Source organism: Synechococcus sp. R55.4 (assembly GCF_047461935.1).
Lineage (GTDB): Bacteria > Cyanobacteriota > Cyanobacteriia > Thermostichales > Thermostichaceae > Thermostichus.
The window spans coordinates 38,049-52,690 of record NZ_JANSIF010000007.1 but is presented as its reverse complement, the minus strand read 5'-3'; the positions used below and the strand labels follow the sequence as shown (position 1 = coordinate 52,690).

The window sequence follows — 14,642 nt, the reverse complement described above, 5'->3', positions numbered from 1 at the left end:
TACTCCGCAACGCTATGCAACCGACCACAGTGGTTTTTGTCTACGGATCCCTGCTGCGGGGCGGCCAATACCACAGCTTGCTGCAGGGGGCAGAATTTTTGGGGACAGACAGCCTCAACCACATTGATCTTTACAGTCTCGGCCCCTACCCGATGGCAGTTCGTGGCCGAAACCGGCTCTACGGCGAGTGCTACCGCATCCCCTTGAGTCTATTGCCCCGATTGGACGAGCTGGAAGACCACCCGCGGGTGTACGAACGGCAGTGGGTGCAACTGGATAGCGGCACCTTTGCTTGGGTTTATCTGGGTCGGCCTGAGCAGGTGCAGGGGTGTTCCCTCATCCCCAGTGGCCGCTGGCTGGCTAGAGATCAAAGTGGAGCTTGACGCCCTCAACATACTGGGGCAGCACCAAAGACTCTATCCCACTGTTGTGCTCCGCACCGCTGTCGCGAACGCGAACGGCTGCCGACGGATCCCATTCTTGGGAATCAGACTCTTTGGCGGAGAGAGCACCGGCATCCACAGGGCTGGAAACGCGCTCCAGGTAGTAGATGCGATCCCCGCGTCGCCAAATGTCTGGCTCAGGCAGGTAGAAGAGCCGACCCGGTCGAGATGAGCCGCTCCTCAGCCGCTGCGGGCGCACCAACAACAAGGGCAGGCATAGATCGGCTTTGATTCGATAGGCAAACTGATCCCGCAGCCGTTCAAGGGTGGGATCCTCCAGTCCCATCTGGGCCAGGAAGGGATTGGGCAGCGCTGGTGCTGAAAAAGCGCTCCGCACCGCTGTCGGGAACGACTCTTGAGCCGTCAAGACATCAGCTCTATTGCTCCGCACTGCCTCCGGCAGGGTTGAGGCCGCATTCGCAGAAGCGTCACGTAGCGATAAAGGGAGAGGCAGGCCCAGGTCTGCCAACGTGGGTAGGGTGATCGAGCGCAGCTCAGCCCGGTTGGCCTCCAGATAGCCGGCCCAGCGCTGCAGTTGGGGGAAGGAAGGCTGCAAGGTGCGGATCCCTTCTGAGATGGGCATATCCGGCAGCAACACCGTCCAGATGGTGGCCGAAACCGAGAGTTTCACCATCAACTCGGCAATGGCCCAGTTCACCTGCGGATCCAGAGTCAGGATCAACAGAGTTTCCGCATGGTCGATATCGGCCTTCAACAAAGCAGACTCGTTCAGTACAGCTTCCTGCAGGGATCCGGGGATGGCTTCTGGCTTGCCGACTTCCTGGCTTGGGGCAGACTTGTGGGTGCCGTTGCCGTCAGAGGAATGAAGTTGTGGGGGCAAGCCATCTGCTGGACGACGCTTCGGCGTTCCTGACAGGGATGTGGAGGACTTACGGGATGGCGGGATGGAGTCCTTACCGTCTGTTGGGTGGGGAGCTTTGTAGCTGCCGTGCCCATTTTTGGAAGACCCAGAAACCAACGGGATCACCTCGACCGTCTGGTTGAGCGAGCGCATCAACTGGGCCAATTGGTTGGTGAGGGGATGATCGCCGATGATTATGGTGGAACTGCCCTGATCCAGACCCAGCCAACGGGCCACCCAAGCCGCGGTCAGCCCCTGTACCGTCACCGTCACCGAGATGGTCAAAAACACCAGCGCCTTGAGGGCATCCCCCCCAGTAATGCCCCGTTCTGTCAGCAGAATGGCAAACAAGGAGGCCACCGAAGCCGCCACAATGCCCCGAGGAGCCAGCCAAGCCACAAACAGCTTCTGCCGCCAATTCAGGTCGCTGCGCCAGGTACACAGCCACACACTCAAGGGACGGATGACCAGCATCAAACACAGCACTGTGGCCAGGGATCCCCAGCCCAGGGCAAACACCGCCTTGAGGGAGAGCGTGGCGGTAAGCAAAATAAAGATCACCGAGATGGCCAACACCACCAACTGGCCGTGAAACTGCCGCACACCCCGCTCGGCAATGGCCGCCTTCTGCCGCACCACCAGGCCCGCCATCACCACTGCCATCAGCCCCGCCTCCGATCGCAGCGACTGGGCCAAGGCAAACACCCCCAGCGCCCCTGCCAGCACCACCGAGTTGCGCAACTCCTCGGTTAAAAACTGCCGCGACCAGAGCAGGAAGGATCCCATCAGCCAGCCCCCCAGCGCTCCCACCGCCGACCCGATGGCCAGACGGCTGGACAACTGTTCCAAGGCCATGAGAAAACTGGGATGGCCGGAGAGCACCACCTGCAGCACCACCACTGCCAGAATGGCCCCGATGGGATCGATCAGCACCCCTTCTCCCTCCAGGAGCGTGCTGACTGCCGGATCGACCCGTACCCGCTTCAAGATGGGGTTGATCACCGTCGGCCCTGTTACCACCACCAGGGATCCAAATAAAAAGGCCAGCCGCCAGGGAAACTCTCCCAGATAGTGAGCTGCTGCCGCTCCCCCCACTAGGGTCAGCAGGGATCCCAACAAAACCAAATTGCGCAGGCTATCGGATACCTGATTGAGACGTTGCAGCCGCAGGTTCAGTCCCCCCTCAAACAAGATCAGAGCCACCGCCAACGACACCAGCGCTTCCAGCCCGGATCCCATGACTTGGGGATGAACCCAGCCCAAACCATCTGGCCCCAGCAACAGGCCAAACAGCAGCAGGAATACAATGCTGGGCACTTTGACAAAATTGGCCAGCACCTGAGCAGCGATCCCAGCCACCAGGGCTAGCGTAAACAGGATCGTCAGCTCAAATGAATCTTGCATATTGAGGCTTAACCGAACGCAATAGCGGGACGGAGCCCTTACCTTTCCAGCTACTGAACGCTAACAATCTCGTCGCTGCCATCGTTAACGTCGTTGTTGCTCCGCAACGCTAACGCCAATACAAACTGCTGAAAAGTCTCCAATCGTCAAGGGGGCTCTACCCATCACGTCAGCAGTTCATGAGCCCAAACACGCAGAGCTAACTCATGTGTGTCGGCCCCATGAAGTTGCAGAAGCTACACTCAGCCTGCTTCTCGCTACAGTACACACGACTTACCTCAACGTATCACAGAGCGGGCTTGACGACCACTCTGGCGTTGGGCAGCTCTGTTGGGAATTGAAAGCAAATCGACATGCTGCCAAAAATCTCCCCTTCTAGGCTTTCTCGCCTTCCGGGTGGCTGAGACCCGTCTCTAAGGGCTTAACGCGACGGATGGGCAGATTGGCAATGAGAGCAGTCGTTCCCCCTTCCGTAGCCAAATGAAACTGCATCCCCTCTGAATCTAGCTCCACATAGCGCGACACCACCCCCAAAATCTCTAGGCGCATCGATTCCAGTGCCGCTGGGGTGAGATCAGCGCGGTCATGGGCCAAGATCAGCTTTAACCGTTGCTTGGCTTGATGGCGGCTGTTGCCGGAGTGCCGAGAAAAAAGCTGATCCAAAAAATCGAGGAGCATAGGTTTTGCCGGCCTTGTTACTCAGTTGTGAAAGTTGTGAACAGGTCAAAATTGCCATTCCAATCTGGATAAAGTGGGGAAAAACGACAAAACAGTTGTCAGAGCACCTTTTGGTTTAAAAACCGTTTGGCCCGCTCCCAAAAAGACTCGCTCAAGCTGGCCAGCTTGGGAAACTCCACCGCTTCCCCTTCTAGCCGTCGGGCAATGCGCTGGATGGCCTGAGCAGCCAGAGTTGGATTGGCGGAGAGAACCAGGGGCTCCCCTTTGTTGGTGGAGACGATCACCTCGCGGTCTTCTGGAATAATACCCACCAACGGGATGGCCAGCACCTCCACCACATCTTCCACCGACATCATCTGGCCGGCTGCCACCATGTCCGGGCGCAGGCGGTTGACAATGAGCTGAGTCGATGAAATCTGGGCGGCTTCCAACAAGCCCACCACGCGATCTGCATCCCGCACCGCTGCCACTTCTGGGGTGGTGATGATGATGGCCTCGTTGGCCCCGGCAATGGCATTGCGAAACCCTTGTTCGATCCCTGCCGGACAATCGATCAGCACGTAGTCATGGCTGCTGGCCAGCTTCTCGATCAACTGGCGCATCTGATCCGGATGCACCGACGTTTTGTTGCGGGTTTGGGCTGCCGGCAACAGCGAGAGATGGGGGGTGCGCTTGTCTTTCACCAAAGCCTGCTCGAGGCGGCACTCCCCGGCAATCACCTCTAGGGCCGTGTACACCACCCGATTCTCCAGCCCCAGCAGCAAGTCCAGGTTGCGCAGGCCAAAGTCTGCATCCACCACCACCACCGAGCGACCCAAGCGCGCCAAGGCAGTGCCCAGGTTGGCCGTCACGGTGGTTTTGCCGACTCCACCTTTACCAGAGGTCATGACGATGACTCGGCTCATACTCCTCTCCGCAGAAAATCTTGAAGGCTGGCGATGCAGATGACATCTTCCTGTAGGTAAACCACTTCAGGGGTGTTGGGCAGGGATCCGCCTTCTGGCGGACGGGCCACCTGATTGGCAATGCGCAACTGAGTGGGCTCCAACTGCAATGCCAAGATTACAGCCCCCTTGTCGCCGTTGGCCCCCGCGTGAACCAAGCCGCGCAAGCGTCCCCAAACCCAAACATCTCCTCCGGCAACGATCTCGCCGCCGGGGTTGAGATCCCCCAACAGGAATACGGATCCTCTGTGACGCACGGACATGCCAGAGCGCACTGTCGAACGTAGGTACAGAGGTGTGGTGTCTGGGGGAGCAGGGTGAACTGCCTCCAAAAGGGAAGATTGCTCCACAGAATACCCCAACGTCGCTGCTGCAATCGCTGTCGAGCGGGATCGAGTTTGAACGCGCCACAGTTGCAGTCCATGCTGAGACAATAGGGCAGCAAGAAGTTGTAGGGTGGGCATGTCCAGCTCTCGCTGCTGGCTCCAGAGGGTGAGGGGAGCGACCCCGGCCCAGTAGGGTTTGCGGCTGCGCAACTGCCAAACCAGGTTTTCCCAAAGCTCTTCCCAAGGTAAGGTGCTGGGCAAGTGCAGATGAATCCCTTGTGCATCCGACCGAAAGTAAACGCTGCCCGTGGCCCAGGAGTCTGGAGATGGGGAGATTTCAGGGTTCCATGTAGGGGATCCCGTCATGACCGCCCTTAAACGTCTGCCTGAATATAGAGCCCTATCCTATTCCATTCCCCCAAGCCAGGGGAAACTCTCTCGGCGGTTGCCCTTGATAGCAAAGCGGTTTCGCTTGGGTGGCAGGACAATCTTGCTTCGGGATCGCTAACTTGAGGGTACTTGATGGAGCCAATTCCTGATGTTGAAACCTCGCCACACCCTCAGGCTGCTCGCGCCAGCAGGACAGGATCCTCTCCTCTCCAAGGGGTGGAGTTCTCGCGCGGTGAGACCGGTCGCCATTGCCCTACTCAGCATTCTTGCGGCATCTGGGATGGGATCCCCTGCCCATGCCCAAGATCTGGGCCGTTTGCTGATTCATGGCCTTCAGTGGCTGCAGGTGAGCCAGTTGAACGATGCCCAAGAGGTGAGCTTAGGCCGCCAGATCGATCGACAACTGAAAGCGCGGGGACAACTTCGCCTCAGTTCGGATCCCTACTGGGTCGAGCGGGTGAACCGCATTGGCCAACGGGTGGCCGCCCACAGCGAACGGCCCCATCTGCCCTACACCTTTCAAGTGGTGGAAGATCCCGACATCAACGCCTTTGCCACACTGGGAGGCTTTGTCTACATCACCACTGGTGCCCTCGCAGCCGCCGACAACGACGACCAGATTGCCGCCGTGCTGGCCCACGAGGTGGCCCACATCGGCGAACGCCACGGCCTGCAACAACTGCAGCAGGCTGCCACTGCCCAGTTTGGGGCTCAATTGTTGGGGCTCAACGACAGTACCCTGGCCGCTCTGGCCCTGGAATTGGGAGTACGGCGCCCGCAGAGCCGTGAAAACGAGTTTATCGCCGATGAAAAAGGTCTGGGGGCAGCCTATCGCGCCGGGTTTGACCCGCAGGGCATGCCGCAATTTTTGGCCAAGTTGCAATCCCGCGGATCTGTGCCAGAGTTCCTGCGCACCCATCCCCCCGTCTCGGAGCGCATTGCCCGCCTCAACCAGCTCATCATTCAGCACGGCATGGTCAGCCCAGCCGGTCAGACCGTTCCACTCCACGGCTCCGGCGGCTCCATTTGGCCCTCCGGATCCCCCGAACAAACCCAACGCACCGAGATTGAGATCCTGCCGCTACTCCCTGTCCTGCCCTAACTCGGCACAGAGGGATCCCTTCTGCCCAAGGCCGGCTGAAATGGCTCTCGCTCCCAATCTTTGGCCTTGATGACTTCCTGTGTTTCTTGGTCGGGGATGGCTACTGGTGGAGCTATGCTTCACAGCAAAGGCAGGCCACGCAGTCTCCGCAACTGGTTGAGGTGGGCCGGGCAATCACAGCCGAATAGGGCAATAGCTGCGTTGCTTTCTTCAAGGGTGAACTCCAGAAAGGGATGCTCTGTCACCTCGACCTCAACCCAGGACTCCGTCCCGCTAACGCGAGTGGCTGGGATGGGATCCTTCTGCTCGGGAACAAGGAGAGGATGTCTCCACGGCAAAGAACGGGAGCGGACGACACCCAAGTCAAATGGGGGCGCATCCGGGGCAGAAGCCCAAGCCGCAGGAGCAGACAAAAGCAGCAACGCCCACAGAGCCGGTGTAGCCCACCTTGCCCAGCGCCAATAGGAATAGGGGATCCCTGCCATAGACCTTGCTAGCTCACTCCAGCTTTAGTGTACCGTCCGTTTTGGGTTTTGCCAGGGAGTGGCTGAAGTGAAGAGTTGGTTTAGAATATCTTTAGATTTGGGCCCATTTGAACTGGGGGAGGCCGACCTTTAGCCTTGCCAACGGTATGCCTCTTCCGCAGCGCTCCACTGGATCTAGCTTGCTGCCCTTTCCCGTCCTGTTTTGTTCATCACCTCTATCAACTCAGGAGATTCTTATGGCCGTTCCAAATGGTCGTTCCAGCACGCTTCCAGAGCAAGAAGCTTCTTCTGTGGGAAAGGACGCTCTTCCGCCAACGCAAACGGGTAATGCTCTAAACCTGGCTCCCCTGCCTGCTGATGGAGCCTCTGGGGCTGCTCAGATGCCGGTACTGCTGGAGGAGAAATCCGGCCCACCGGTGTTTCCCAGCCCTGTCAAGTTCAGCGAAATTGGGATTGATCATCGTCCGGTCGGGGCTTCGACCCTGAAAGTGGTGGATTACTATGCCGACGGACGTCCAGTTACTGCTGCAACTCTCAAAGTCGTGGACACCTGGGGCGAGGGACGCCCAACGGTTGCCTCTGGGGCCAAATTCATCCATGATCCCACGCTCAATCGCCCGATAATGGCTGATGGCCTGAAAATTGCCAAAACCTTTATGGGCAATCGCCCCATTGAGGCCAGCCCCCTCAAGGTGATGCGCTAGCCCGGATCCCCAAGGTGGGCCAGGGATCCCCTTGCTAACCTGGGTTGGGGCACATCCGGTTAGTGATCATGGAGATCCTGGCAGTTCTCTTGGGGCTGTTGGCGGGCTTGGGAGGAGGAGCGGGCTATCTGGCGGATCAGACGGCGCGGCAGCTTCTGTTGGATCAGTTGGATCGGGCAGAGGTTTTGGAGGTGCGCATCCAAAGCCAGCCCAATTACCGGCTGCTGAATGGCCAAGCGGATCGCCTGCTGATCGCCGGTCGCGGGCTCTATCGAGCGCCCTTTCCCCGCATCGAGCTTCTGGAGCTGGAAACCGATCCGGTGGCAATTGACCCCTCTTTTTTCCAGGGGGCTCCCTTGCGCCTGACGCGACCTCTGCAAGCTGCGGTGCGGGTGGTGGTGCGAGAAGAGGACTTGAATGCTGCCCTCAACATGCCAGAGGTGCTCCGCCAGTTTCAGGATCTCCGGGCCGATCTGCCTTTTGGGGGAGCGGGAAGGGAAGCTCGCCGTTTCGATCTGCGTCAGCCCCGCGTCGAGTTTTTGGATCCCAACCGCATTCAGCTCTCTGCCCTTTTGGTGGAGGAAGACGGCGGTACCGAGCAGAAGGACTCCGTCCAGCCAACGCGAGCAGTGGAGGTGGTGTTCAACGCTGGGATCCGCATGGAGGAAGGGCGCAGCCTAAAGCTGGAGAATCCGGAGTTTGTGATCGGTTCTGTACGGGTTCCTGATGAGATCTCAGCAGCGTTTTTGGGCGGGCTCAATGAGGTGTTTGACCTGCAAGAGCTGGAAGAGAGCGGGATTCTGGTGCGGGTGCTCAGCCTGGAGATAGAGCCTGACCAATTGCAGGTGATTGGGTTTGTGCGGGTGGAGACGCTGGAAAGGACTTTGTCCCGCTAACGCGAAGGTCGGGGATCCCTGTTGAGCGTGGATGAGCTTCTTGAGGCTGCGCTCTAGAAAAGGGGCTGCTCTGTCAAACTGGATAAAGAGCAGCCAGGCTGGAGATGGGATTATGGCCTTCGATTGGTTTCGCCGCCGCTATACCGACTCTACCGACTCTTCTGGTGAAGCAGAGCCTTCGCCACCGGCCCCGGAACCGGCGGAGATCTCCCCGGAAGACTATTTGGCCTTCGCCAAAGCCGCCTATGCCAACCTGAAGGCCCGTGCTGCTGCCCAAGCCCCACCGGCAACCCAGGACTCTGTCCCACCTGCGCCAGCGGAAGGGATCCCTGCAGAATCCGTCCAGCCACAGCCACCGGCCTCGACTGAGGAATCCGTCCCGCTTGCGCAAGCAGAACCCCGCGAACCTGCCCAGCCCCCCATTTCAACAGAAGAACCCATTTCTCCAGAATCGCCCTCTGGGCAGTCGGCGGCAGCTCTCTCATTTTTCGATCTGGCTCCCCGCGCTGCTGAGCGTCTCCAAGCCCTGCAAGCCAGCGCTGTGGACGAGCCCAAACCCGAGGCGGCGACTGCAGCGGTTGCTCCTTCTCCAGAGACTGGGCCGGAAGAGCTGGTCTTCGATGAGGGCTTCCGCTGGTCAGCCGAGATCCTGGCGGCCCAAGGGCGCAAACCGGAAGAGATCTCCGTTGAGGAAATCTCCTGGCTGCAAAAGCTGCGGCGAGGCTTGGGCAAAACTCGCCTTAACCTGATCAACCAGTTGAAAGCGCTGGTAGGCCGCGGCCCCCTGGATCAGAAGGCTGTGGAAGAAATTGAGGCCCTGTTGCTGCAGGCCGATGTGGGGATCGACGCCACCGAGCGGATCATCCAAGCCCTACAAAAGCGTATGCGAGAGGAGGTGGTGCCCCCAGAGGAGGCCGTCAAATACCTCAAGCAGCAGATGCGGCAGATGTTGACGGTGGGGGATCCCACCTTTGCGCCGCAACGGGACACGCTCAACATTTGGTTGATTGTCGGGGTGAATGGGGCGGGCAAGACCACCACCATTGGCAAAATTGCCCATGTTGCCCGCGAGTCTGGGTACCGCTGTCTGATTGCTGCTGCTGATACGTTTCGGGCTGCTGCTGTGGAGCAGCTCAAGGTTTGGGCAGAGCGAGCAGGGGTAGAGGTGATCGCCAATCCCTCTCCCAATGCCGATCCGGCAGCAGTGGTCTTTGACGCCATCACAGCCGCCAAGGCCAGGGGCACAGAGCTGCTGTTGGTGGACACGGCAGGCCGTCTGCAAAACAAGAAAAACCTGATGGACGAGCTGGCCAAGATCCGCCGCATCGTCGATAAAAAAGCTCCCGAAGCCAAGGTAGAAAGCCTTCTGGTGCTGGATGCCACCCAAGGGCAAAACGGGTTGCGCCAAGCCGAGGTATTTGCCGAGGCTGCCAAGTTGAGCGGCGTGATCCTGACCAAGCTGGATAGCACCGCCAAGGGGGGGATTGCCCTGGCCATTACGCAGCAGATGAACCTACCCATCCGCTTTATCGGCGCCGGAGAGGGGCTAGAAGATCTGCGGCCTTTTTCCAGCTACGAGTTTGTGGAAGCTCTTCTAAGCGAGTATTGAGGCACCCCCTCTCTGAGAAGGGCCATTGTGAAAGAGAGACACACAGATCCAGGCTTTGTTGGGCGTCGCCCCCGCTTTCTGCCCTGGAGTGCTGCAGTGGTGGGGGCAGGTTTGCTTTGGGCTTGGGGTGGGCACCGCTGGATCCAGAGCGGGTTGAACCTGGTTCGGGCGGGATCCACGCAGGATACAGAAGCTTTGCAGGAATTTGTAACCACCTTGGCTCAGGTGTTGTCGGGGGTGCTGGGCTTTACCCTCTCGGTGGTGGCCATTGTGGTGCAGTTGAGCGCGGATCGCTTCACCCCCAAGGTCACGGAGCTGTTTTTGCGCGAGAAAGTCAATTTCTACCTCTTCTTTTTCCTGATTCTGGCCAATGTGGTCAGTTTGTGGAGTTCGGCAGCCCTGGGCTTTTACGTTCGTGTTGGCGTTGCGGAGCAACACCCTCCAGGGTTGCTCGTCGGGCTGAATCTGCTGCTGGGCACAGCTTCGTTTTTGATGCTGATCCCCTACTTTCGCTTCGTGTTTCACTTTTTGCAGCCGGCTTCGATTATCCATCGCATTGAGCAGCAAGTGCGGCAGGCCATCCTGGGATCCCTTGCTTCCAGGAGATCAGGATCGGACTCCGGATCCAAGAGGGGCTATTTCTCCCGTTGTTCACTGCAACTGCGGCCTCGTCACGACAACGTTGTGCAGCAACAGCGATGCGCAGGAATACAGGGTGCCGTAGGCATAGCAACAGAGCAGCACTCTCCAATGGGCGAATGCTCGCCAGCTCATCAGCGCTGCCTCTCGGCTCTGGATGAAATCAAAAGCATCGCCACCAGTGCTCTCCGTCAGCAGGAGGGGAGCATTCTCCTGGAAGCCTTGGACAGCTTGAAGTCTCTGTGGGTCTTCTATGCTGCTCACAAAGCACAACTGCCCCCTGCCTGGTTTCTCTTTACCCCGGCTCTGCGGCGGGATCCAGACTTTGCTTCGGTGGATAAGGGACTCTTGAGCCAGATTGAGGCAGAGGGATCCTGGCTGGAGCTGAAGATACTGCGGCAGTATCAAGCCTTGTTTGCCGAGGGGCTAAACGGCATGCGCCAGGCAAGCACCCTGGTGGCCATTCACAGCCGGGAACTGGGGATCCGCGCCCTGGAAACCCAACAACTCACGGTAGCGGGGTGGGTGATCAAGTTTTTCAATACCTATCTGCGGGCCGTCATCAACGCGCGAGACATCCGCAGCGGCTACAACCTGCTCAAGCAATACCGTTTGTTGGCCGAGGCAGCCCTGCAACAGCGCCATTCGGCTCTGGTCTTGCAGATTGTTGGCTACTTTCGCTATTACAGCCTGATTGCCTACAGAGCGGGCCTCTTTTTCTTGTCCGAAACCTTTGGCTTCGATTTGGGAATGTTGGCCCAGTCGAGCTGTGCTCTGGGCTCTGAAACAACGGAAGCCATTGTGCAAGCCTTGTTACGCCTGGATCAAGACCCCGTTCGCGTCAGCGGGACGGAGTCCTTAAGCGAGCAACAGGAAACTACCCTGCGTGGGATCCGCAAAACCCAGGTGCGGGTGGCAGCCTATTTCCTCAGGTGTGGGCGGGAGGATTTGGCCAAGCTGATCTATTGGGATATGCAGCACGAGCCCCTGGCGCGCCTACAGAGCATCCGGCAAGAGCTACAGTCCACCACGGCTGTTATCGCTACTCGGACGGAGTCCTCGTTCTGGGAGTTCACCGATCGAGGGGAGAACTTCTACTTTCTCGAACCGGCTCTGCAACCCTATGCCGACCAATTTTTTGGGTGGTTTCAGGGGCTAGCCGCCGTGCAGGAGGAACAGGGATCCGTGGAACTTCCTTGAAGAGAGGAGACCGGATCCCTCACGGCAGAGTTTAAGCTGGGGCAGGGCTGCTGCTTGTTGTCGTTCCCTTGTCCCATGCGTCCTTTGAGTCACCTCTTCGCGTCAGCGTTGCGTAGTCACAACAGCCCAGGCTTTTCTCCCCCCAGGGGATCTCTGGGATCCAGCTCCTTTGTCCGGTTTCGCCGCAATCCTCATCTGCTGCCCTTTTGGGGCCTCAGCCTGCTGATGATGGGCTTGGCGGTGCCCCTGTTTGTGCTCTCGGGGGCGGATCCCAGTTTGGCCGGCTGCGACGAGAGCTTTTACGCCCAGATGGCCCGCGAGCTGCTGCGGAGAGGGGATTGGCTGGGGCCCACTTTTTTGGGAGAGCCCTTTTTCGAGAAACCCCCTCTGCTCACCTGGAGCGTGGCCTTCAGTTTTGCCCTATACGGGGTGAATGAGTGGGCGGCGCGGCTGCCGGGGATCCTCGCTGCTCTGCTCTCCATTCCCCTGGTGGGCTGGATTGGGCGACCTTTTTTGCCAATGCGGGCGGTCCTTTTGGGGATGGCAATTTTGCCCTTGTGCTACCTCTGGGTGCAGCAGGGGCGGCTGGTGGGGCAGGATGTACCTCTCACCTTTCTGGAGCTGCTGGGGATCCTGGGGCTGATTAACGGCATCCACGGCCACAAGGTTTGGTTTTGGCTGACCGGGGTAGCCTTTGGGCTGGGCCTGTTGATGAAAAGCGCCATGATCCTGCTGCCGGGGGCGGCTTTGATCCCCTACCTGGCACAGCACCGGCGACAGTGGCTGGGATCGGCTCAATTCTGGCTGGCGCTTGGGCTGGGCTTGGGGATGTTCGGCCTCTGGCTGGGTCTGGCCATGCAGGTGTATGGCCCACAGGTGCTGACCACCCTGGTGGGGAAGGTGTGGGATCTGGGGCAGGAGCCCTTCCATGCCGATGCCACCGGCTGGTACTACTTTTGGCACATTCCCGTTCATGGCTTCCCGTGGACGGTTTTGGCCCCGGTGGGAGGCTTTCTCCTGGTGCGCCAACAGCCGGGATCCACGCTGCTGATCTGGTCTTTCCCCCTGCTGCTGTTGTTGTTGTTGCAGCTTTATCCCACCAAAACCCCCTACTACACCGTGCAGCTTTACCCCTGGCTGGCTCTCTTGGCCGGGGTAGCCTTGGATCAAGCGTTGGCTATGCGGGGTCGCGTCAGCGGTGCGGAGCACTTAAAGCCCCGTCTGGCTCAGGTGATCTCTTGGGGCCTGGCAGCGGTGGGGCTGCTGCTGTTGGGTTTGGGGGTGGCCGTCCGGCTGGGCGTAGACGGTCTGGAGCTTCTGCAATCCCACGCTTGGCCGCTGGTGGCGATGGGTCTTTTGTACCTCTTGCTGCCGGGGATCTGCAGTTGGTGGCGGGTGTTGCGCTGTGCCGGCAGTCTGTGGGTGGGAACCCTCTTGTTGGCCGGGATCCTCGCTATGATCACCATCGTCTTGCGGCCTGATTTCGGCAACTTCAGCCCTGCTTTTGCCCGCATGGATTGGAGCCAGATGCTGCCCCCGTCCGTTCGCGTTAGCGGGACGGAGTCCTCGACAGAGGCTGGGGAGACGGTGGTGGATATTGGCCGCAGCGGCTTGCCGGATGTCTGTCAGGCCCAGGCCATCGCTTTTTATACCCCTAATCCGGGGAGATGGGTGGATGATCAGGCTCTGCGACGAGGGGAGCATGGAGACTACCTTTGGGTATCTCCGGTGCAGGCAGAACAGGTGGAGATCCGGGATTTGGGGTTACAACCTCTGGCGGAGGTGGAGGGCTGGCAACTGGTGCGCCGTTTGGATCCCCTCTTGGAGCAGGGCAGCGGGGAGCCTCTTTGAGTTTAAAAATCTTAAGTTTAAGAATCCTAGGAAGTGTTAAAGCATGGCGGGAATAGCGGAATCGGGCCGGTCGTGGGTGTCTCTAGAGCGTACCTGGGTAATCCAGGGATTGGCTTGGCTGGCAGCGCTGCTATTTGTGGCGGGGGTGATCCTGCTGGCGGGGGCTTCCCCTCTCCAGGTAGCGGCCAGCATGTGGCAGGGGGCCTTCGGCACTGAAGCTCAGTTTGGCCGGGTTTTGGCAACGCTGGCTCCCCTTGTCCTCTGCTGCTGTGGGCTGGTGTTTACGTTTGTTGCCGGTCTCTACAACTTGGGCATCGAAGGGCAAATGGTGGTCGGGGCAATTGCGGCCACGTTTCTGGTGCGTCTGGAAGCGGGATGGTTGCCGCCGCCACTGGCCATTACCTTGGCGCTTTTGGCCGGGATCCTGGGGGGGGCGGGCTGGGGCCTGTTGGCTGGGATCCTGAATGTGTGGGGGCGGGTCAACGAGATCTTCGCTGGGCTGGGGCTGAATTTTGTTGCCCAAGGTTGGGTGCTCTACCTGATCTTCGGCCCTTGGAAAAGGCCGGGGGTGGCTTCCATGAGCGGGACGGAAGTGTTGGATCCCCGTCTGTGGTTGCCCACCTGGGGGCGGTCAGAGGCCAGTCCGGTGGCGTTGCTGCTGGCCCTGTTGGCTTTGGCCCTGACGGTGCTGGTGGTGGGCAACACTCGCTTCGGCCTGCAGTTGCGGGCGGTGGGGAAAAACCCTGTAGCTGCTTTCCGGTTGGGGATCCCGGCTACCCGCAGGTTGCTCATGGCCTTTGCCTGCTGTGGGGGCTTAGCAGGGCTGGCGGGCGCCTTGCAGGTGTTGGCTCTGTTCCATCGCCTCATCCCCAATATCTCCAGCAATTTGGGCTTTCTGGCCTTGTTGGTGGTGATGCTGGCAGGCTTTAACCCCCTGCTGATTTTGCCGATTGCCTTTTTCTTCAGCAGCCTCAACATCGGCAGCTTGCAACTGCCTCTCTCTTTGCAATTGGAGTCTTCTTTGGCCGGTGTGATTCAGGGATCCCTGGTGTTGTTCGTCTTGCTGGCCCAAGGGATCAGCCGCCGCTATTTCCTTGGGAAAGGTTAAT

Annotated in this window: 13 protein-coding genes; 8 read left to right on the top strand and 5 right to left on the bottom strand. The window is 59.3% G+C overall.

All coding sequences use genetic code 11. The annotated features are described in order from the left end of the window. The first annotated feature begins 14 nt into the window (after positions 1–14). On the top strand, positions 15–383 hold the full coding sequence (locus NW842_RS03020) for a gamma-glutamylcyclotransferase (protein ID WP_414329655.1): 369 nt from the start codon (positions 15–17) through the stop codon (positions 381–383). Here the strand turns inward: NW842_RS03020 and NW842_RS03015 are convergent. The 4 genes from NW842_RS03015 to minC form a co-directional block, all read right to left on the bottom strand. After that, on the bottom strand, positions 361–2,709 hold the full coding sequence (locus NW842_RS03015; protein WP_414417435.1) for a cation:proton antiporter: 2,349 nt from the start codon (positions 2,707–2,709) through the stop codon (positions 361–363). The genes NW842_RS03020 and NW842_RS03015 overlap by 23 nt on opposite strands. Positions 2,710–3,084: 375 nt before the next feature. Beyond that, positions 3,085–3,387 (bottom strand): cell division topological specificity factor MinE, encoded by a 303-nt coding sequence (minE, locus tag NW842_RS03010; RefSeq protein ID WP_414356181.1) that lies wholly within the window; start codon positions 3,385–3,387, stop codon positions 3,085–3,087. Between the two features lie 98 nt (positions 3,388–3,485). After that, positions 3,486–4,292: a septum site-determining protein MinD gene (gene minD, locus NW842_RS03005; protein WP_414375059.1), complete on the bottom strand. Its 807-nt coding sequence runs from the start codon at positions 4,290–4,292 to the stop codon at positions 3,486–3,488. Beyond that, a complete protein-coding gene (gene minC / locus NW842_RS03000) occupies positions 4,289–5,023 on the bottom strand; it encodes a septum site-determining protein MinC (protein WP_414356177.1) in 735 nt (244 codons plus the stop codon). Before minC ends, minD begins: the two co-directional genes overlap by 4 nt. A 172-nt stretch (positions 5,024–5,195) precedes the next feature. Between minC and NW842_RS02995 the strand changes: the two genes are divergently transcribed. Further along, positions 5,196–6,149, top strand: coding sequence for a M48 family metallopeptidase (locus tag NW842_RS02995; RefSeq protein ID WP_011431982.1), 954 nt, complete (start codon positions 5,196–5,198; stop codon positions 6,147–6,149). A gap of 119 nt (positions 6,150–6,268) precedes the next feature. On the opposite strand, the gene NW842_RS02990 is transcribed toward NW842_RS02995, so the two are convergent. Next, complete coding sequence (locus NW842_RS02990) at positions 6,269–6,634, bottom strand: hypothetical protein (protein WP_041436106.1); 366 nt, start codon at positions 6,632–6,634, stop codon at positions 6,269–6,271. Positions 6,635–7,014: 380 nt separating this feature from the next. On the opposite strand from NW842_RS02990, the gene NW842_RS02985 reads away from it, so the two are divergent. The 6 genes from NW842_RS02985 (at position 7,015) to NW842_RS02960 (ending at position 14,641) form a co-directional block, all read left to right on the top strand. Further along, the gene (locus NW842_RS02985) at positions 7,015–7,338 is read left to right on the top strand and encodes a hypothetical protein (protein ID WP_414375057.1); all 324 of its coding nucleotides are present in this window, start codon (positions 7,015–7,017) and stop codon (positions 7,336–7,338) included. Positions 7,339–7,406: 68 nt separating this feature from the next. After that, positions 7,407–8,234 (top strand): DUF2993 domain-containing protein, encoded by an 828-nt coding sequence (locus tag NW842_RS02980; RefSeq protein ID WP_414356175.1) that lies wholly within the window; start codon positions 7,407–7,409, stop codon positions 8,232–8,234. A 112-nt stretch (positions 8,235–8,346) separates the two neighbouring features. Further along, positions 8,347–9,843 (top strand): signal recognition particle-docking protein FtsY, encoded by a 1,497-nt coding sequence (ftsY, locus tag NW842_RS02975; protein WP_414356173.1) that lies wholly within the window; start codon positions 8,347–8,349, stop codon positions 9,841–9,843. Between the two features lie 27 nt (positions 9,844–9,870). Then, a complete protein-coding gene (locus NW842_RS02970; RefSeq protein ID WP_414356171.1) occupies positions 9,871–11,682 on the top strand; it encodes a DUF2254 family protein in 1,812 nt (603 codons plus the stop codon). A 75-nt stretch (positions 11,683–11,757) separates the two neighbouring features. Next, on the top strand, positions 11,758–13,533 hold the full coding sequence (locus NW842_RS02965; RefSeq protein WP_414356169.1) for an ArnT family glycosyltransferase: 1,776 nt from the start codon (positions 11,758–11,760) through the stop codon (positions 13,531–13,533). A gap of 43 nt (positions 13,534–13,576) precedes the next feature. Next, the gene (locus NW842_RS02960) at positions 13,577–14,641 is read left to right on the top strand and encodes an ABC transporter permease (RefSeq protein WP_011431976.1); all 1,065 of its coding nucleotides are present in this window, start codon (positions 13,577–13,579) and stop codon (positions 14,639–14,641) included. Position 14,642: the final 1 nt, after the last annotated feature.

Excerpts from the sequence above, each read along its gene's own strand:
- minD (WP_414375059.1), bottom strand. The coding sequence starts at position 4,292 with ATGAGCCGAGTCATCGTCATGACCTCTGGTAAAGGTGGAGTCGGCAAA.
- ftsY (WP_414356173.1), top strand. The coding sequence starts at position 8,347 with ATGGCCTTCGATTGGTTTCGCCGCCGCTATACCGACTCTACCGACTCT.
- NW842_RS02980 (WP_414356175.1), top strand. The coding sequence starts at position 7,407 with ATGGAGATCCTGGCAGTTCTCTTGGGGCTGTTGGCGGGCTTGGGAGGA.
- NW842_RS03015 (WP_414417435.1), bottom strand. The coding sequence starts at position 2,709 with ATGCAAGATTCATTTGAGCTGACGATCCTGTTTACGCTAGCCCTGGTG.
- minE (WP_414356181.1), bottom strand. The coding sequence starts at position 3,387 with ATGCTCCTCGATTTTTTGGATCAGCTTTTTTCTCGGCACTCCGGCAAC.
- minC (WP_414356177.1), bottom strand. The coding sequence starts at position 5,023 with ATGACGGGATCCCCTACATGGAACCCTGAAATCTCCCCATCTCCAGAC.
- NW842_RS02985 (WP_414375057.1), top strand. The coding sequence starts at position 7,015 with ATGCCGGTACTGCTGGAGGAGAAATCCGGCCCACCGGTGTTTCCCAGC.
- NW842_RS02990 (WP_041436106.1), bottom strand. The coding sequence starts at position 6,634 with ATGGCAGGGATCCCCTATTCCTATTGGCGCTGGGCAAGGTGGGCTACA.
- NW842_RS02965 (WP_414356169.1), top strand. The coding sequence starts at position 11,758 with ATGCGTCCTTTGAGTCACCTCTTCGCGTCAGCGTTGCGTAGTCACAAC.
- NW842_RS03020 (WP_414329655.1), top strand. The coding sequence starts at position 15 with ATGCAACCGACCACAGTGGTTTTTGTCTACGGATCCCTGCTGCGGGGC.
- NW842_RS02960 (WP_011431976.1), top strand. The coding sequence starts at position 13,577 with ATGGCGGGAATAGCGGAATCGGGCCGGTCGTGGGTGTCTCTAGAGCGT.
- NW842_RS02995 (WP_011431982.1), top strand. The coding sequence starts at position 5,196 with ATGTTGAAACCTCGCCACACCCTCAGGCTGCTCGCGCCAGCAGGACAG.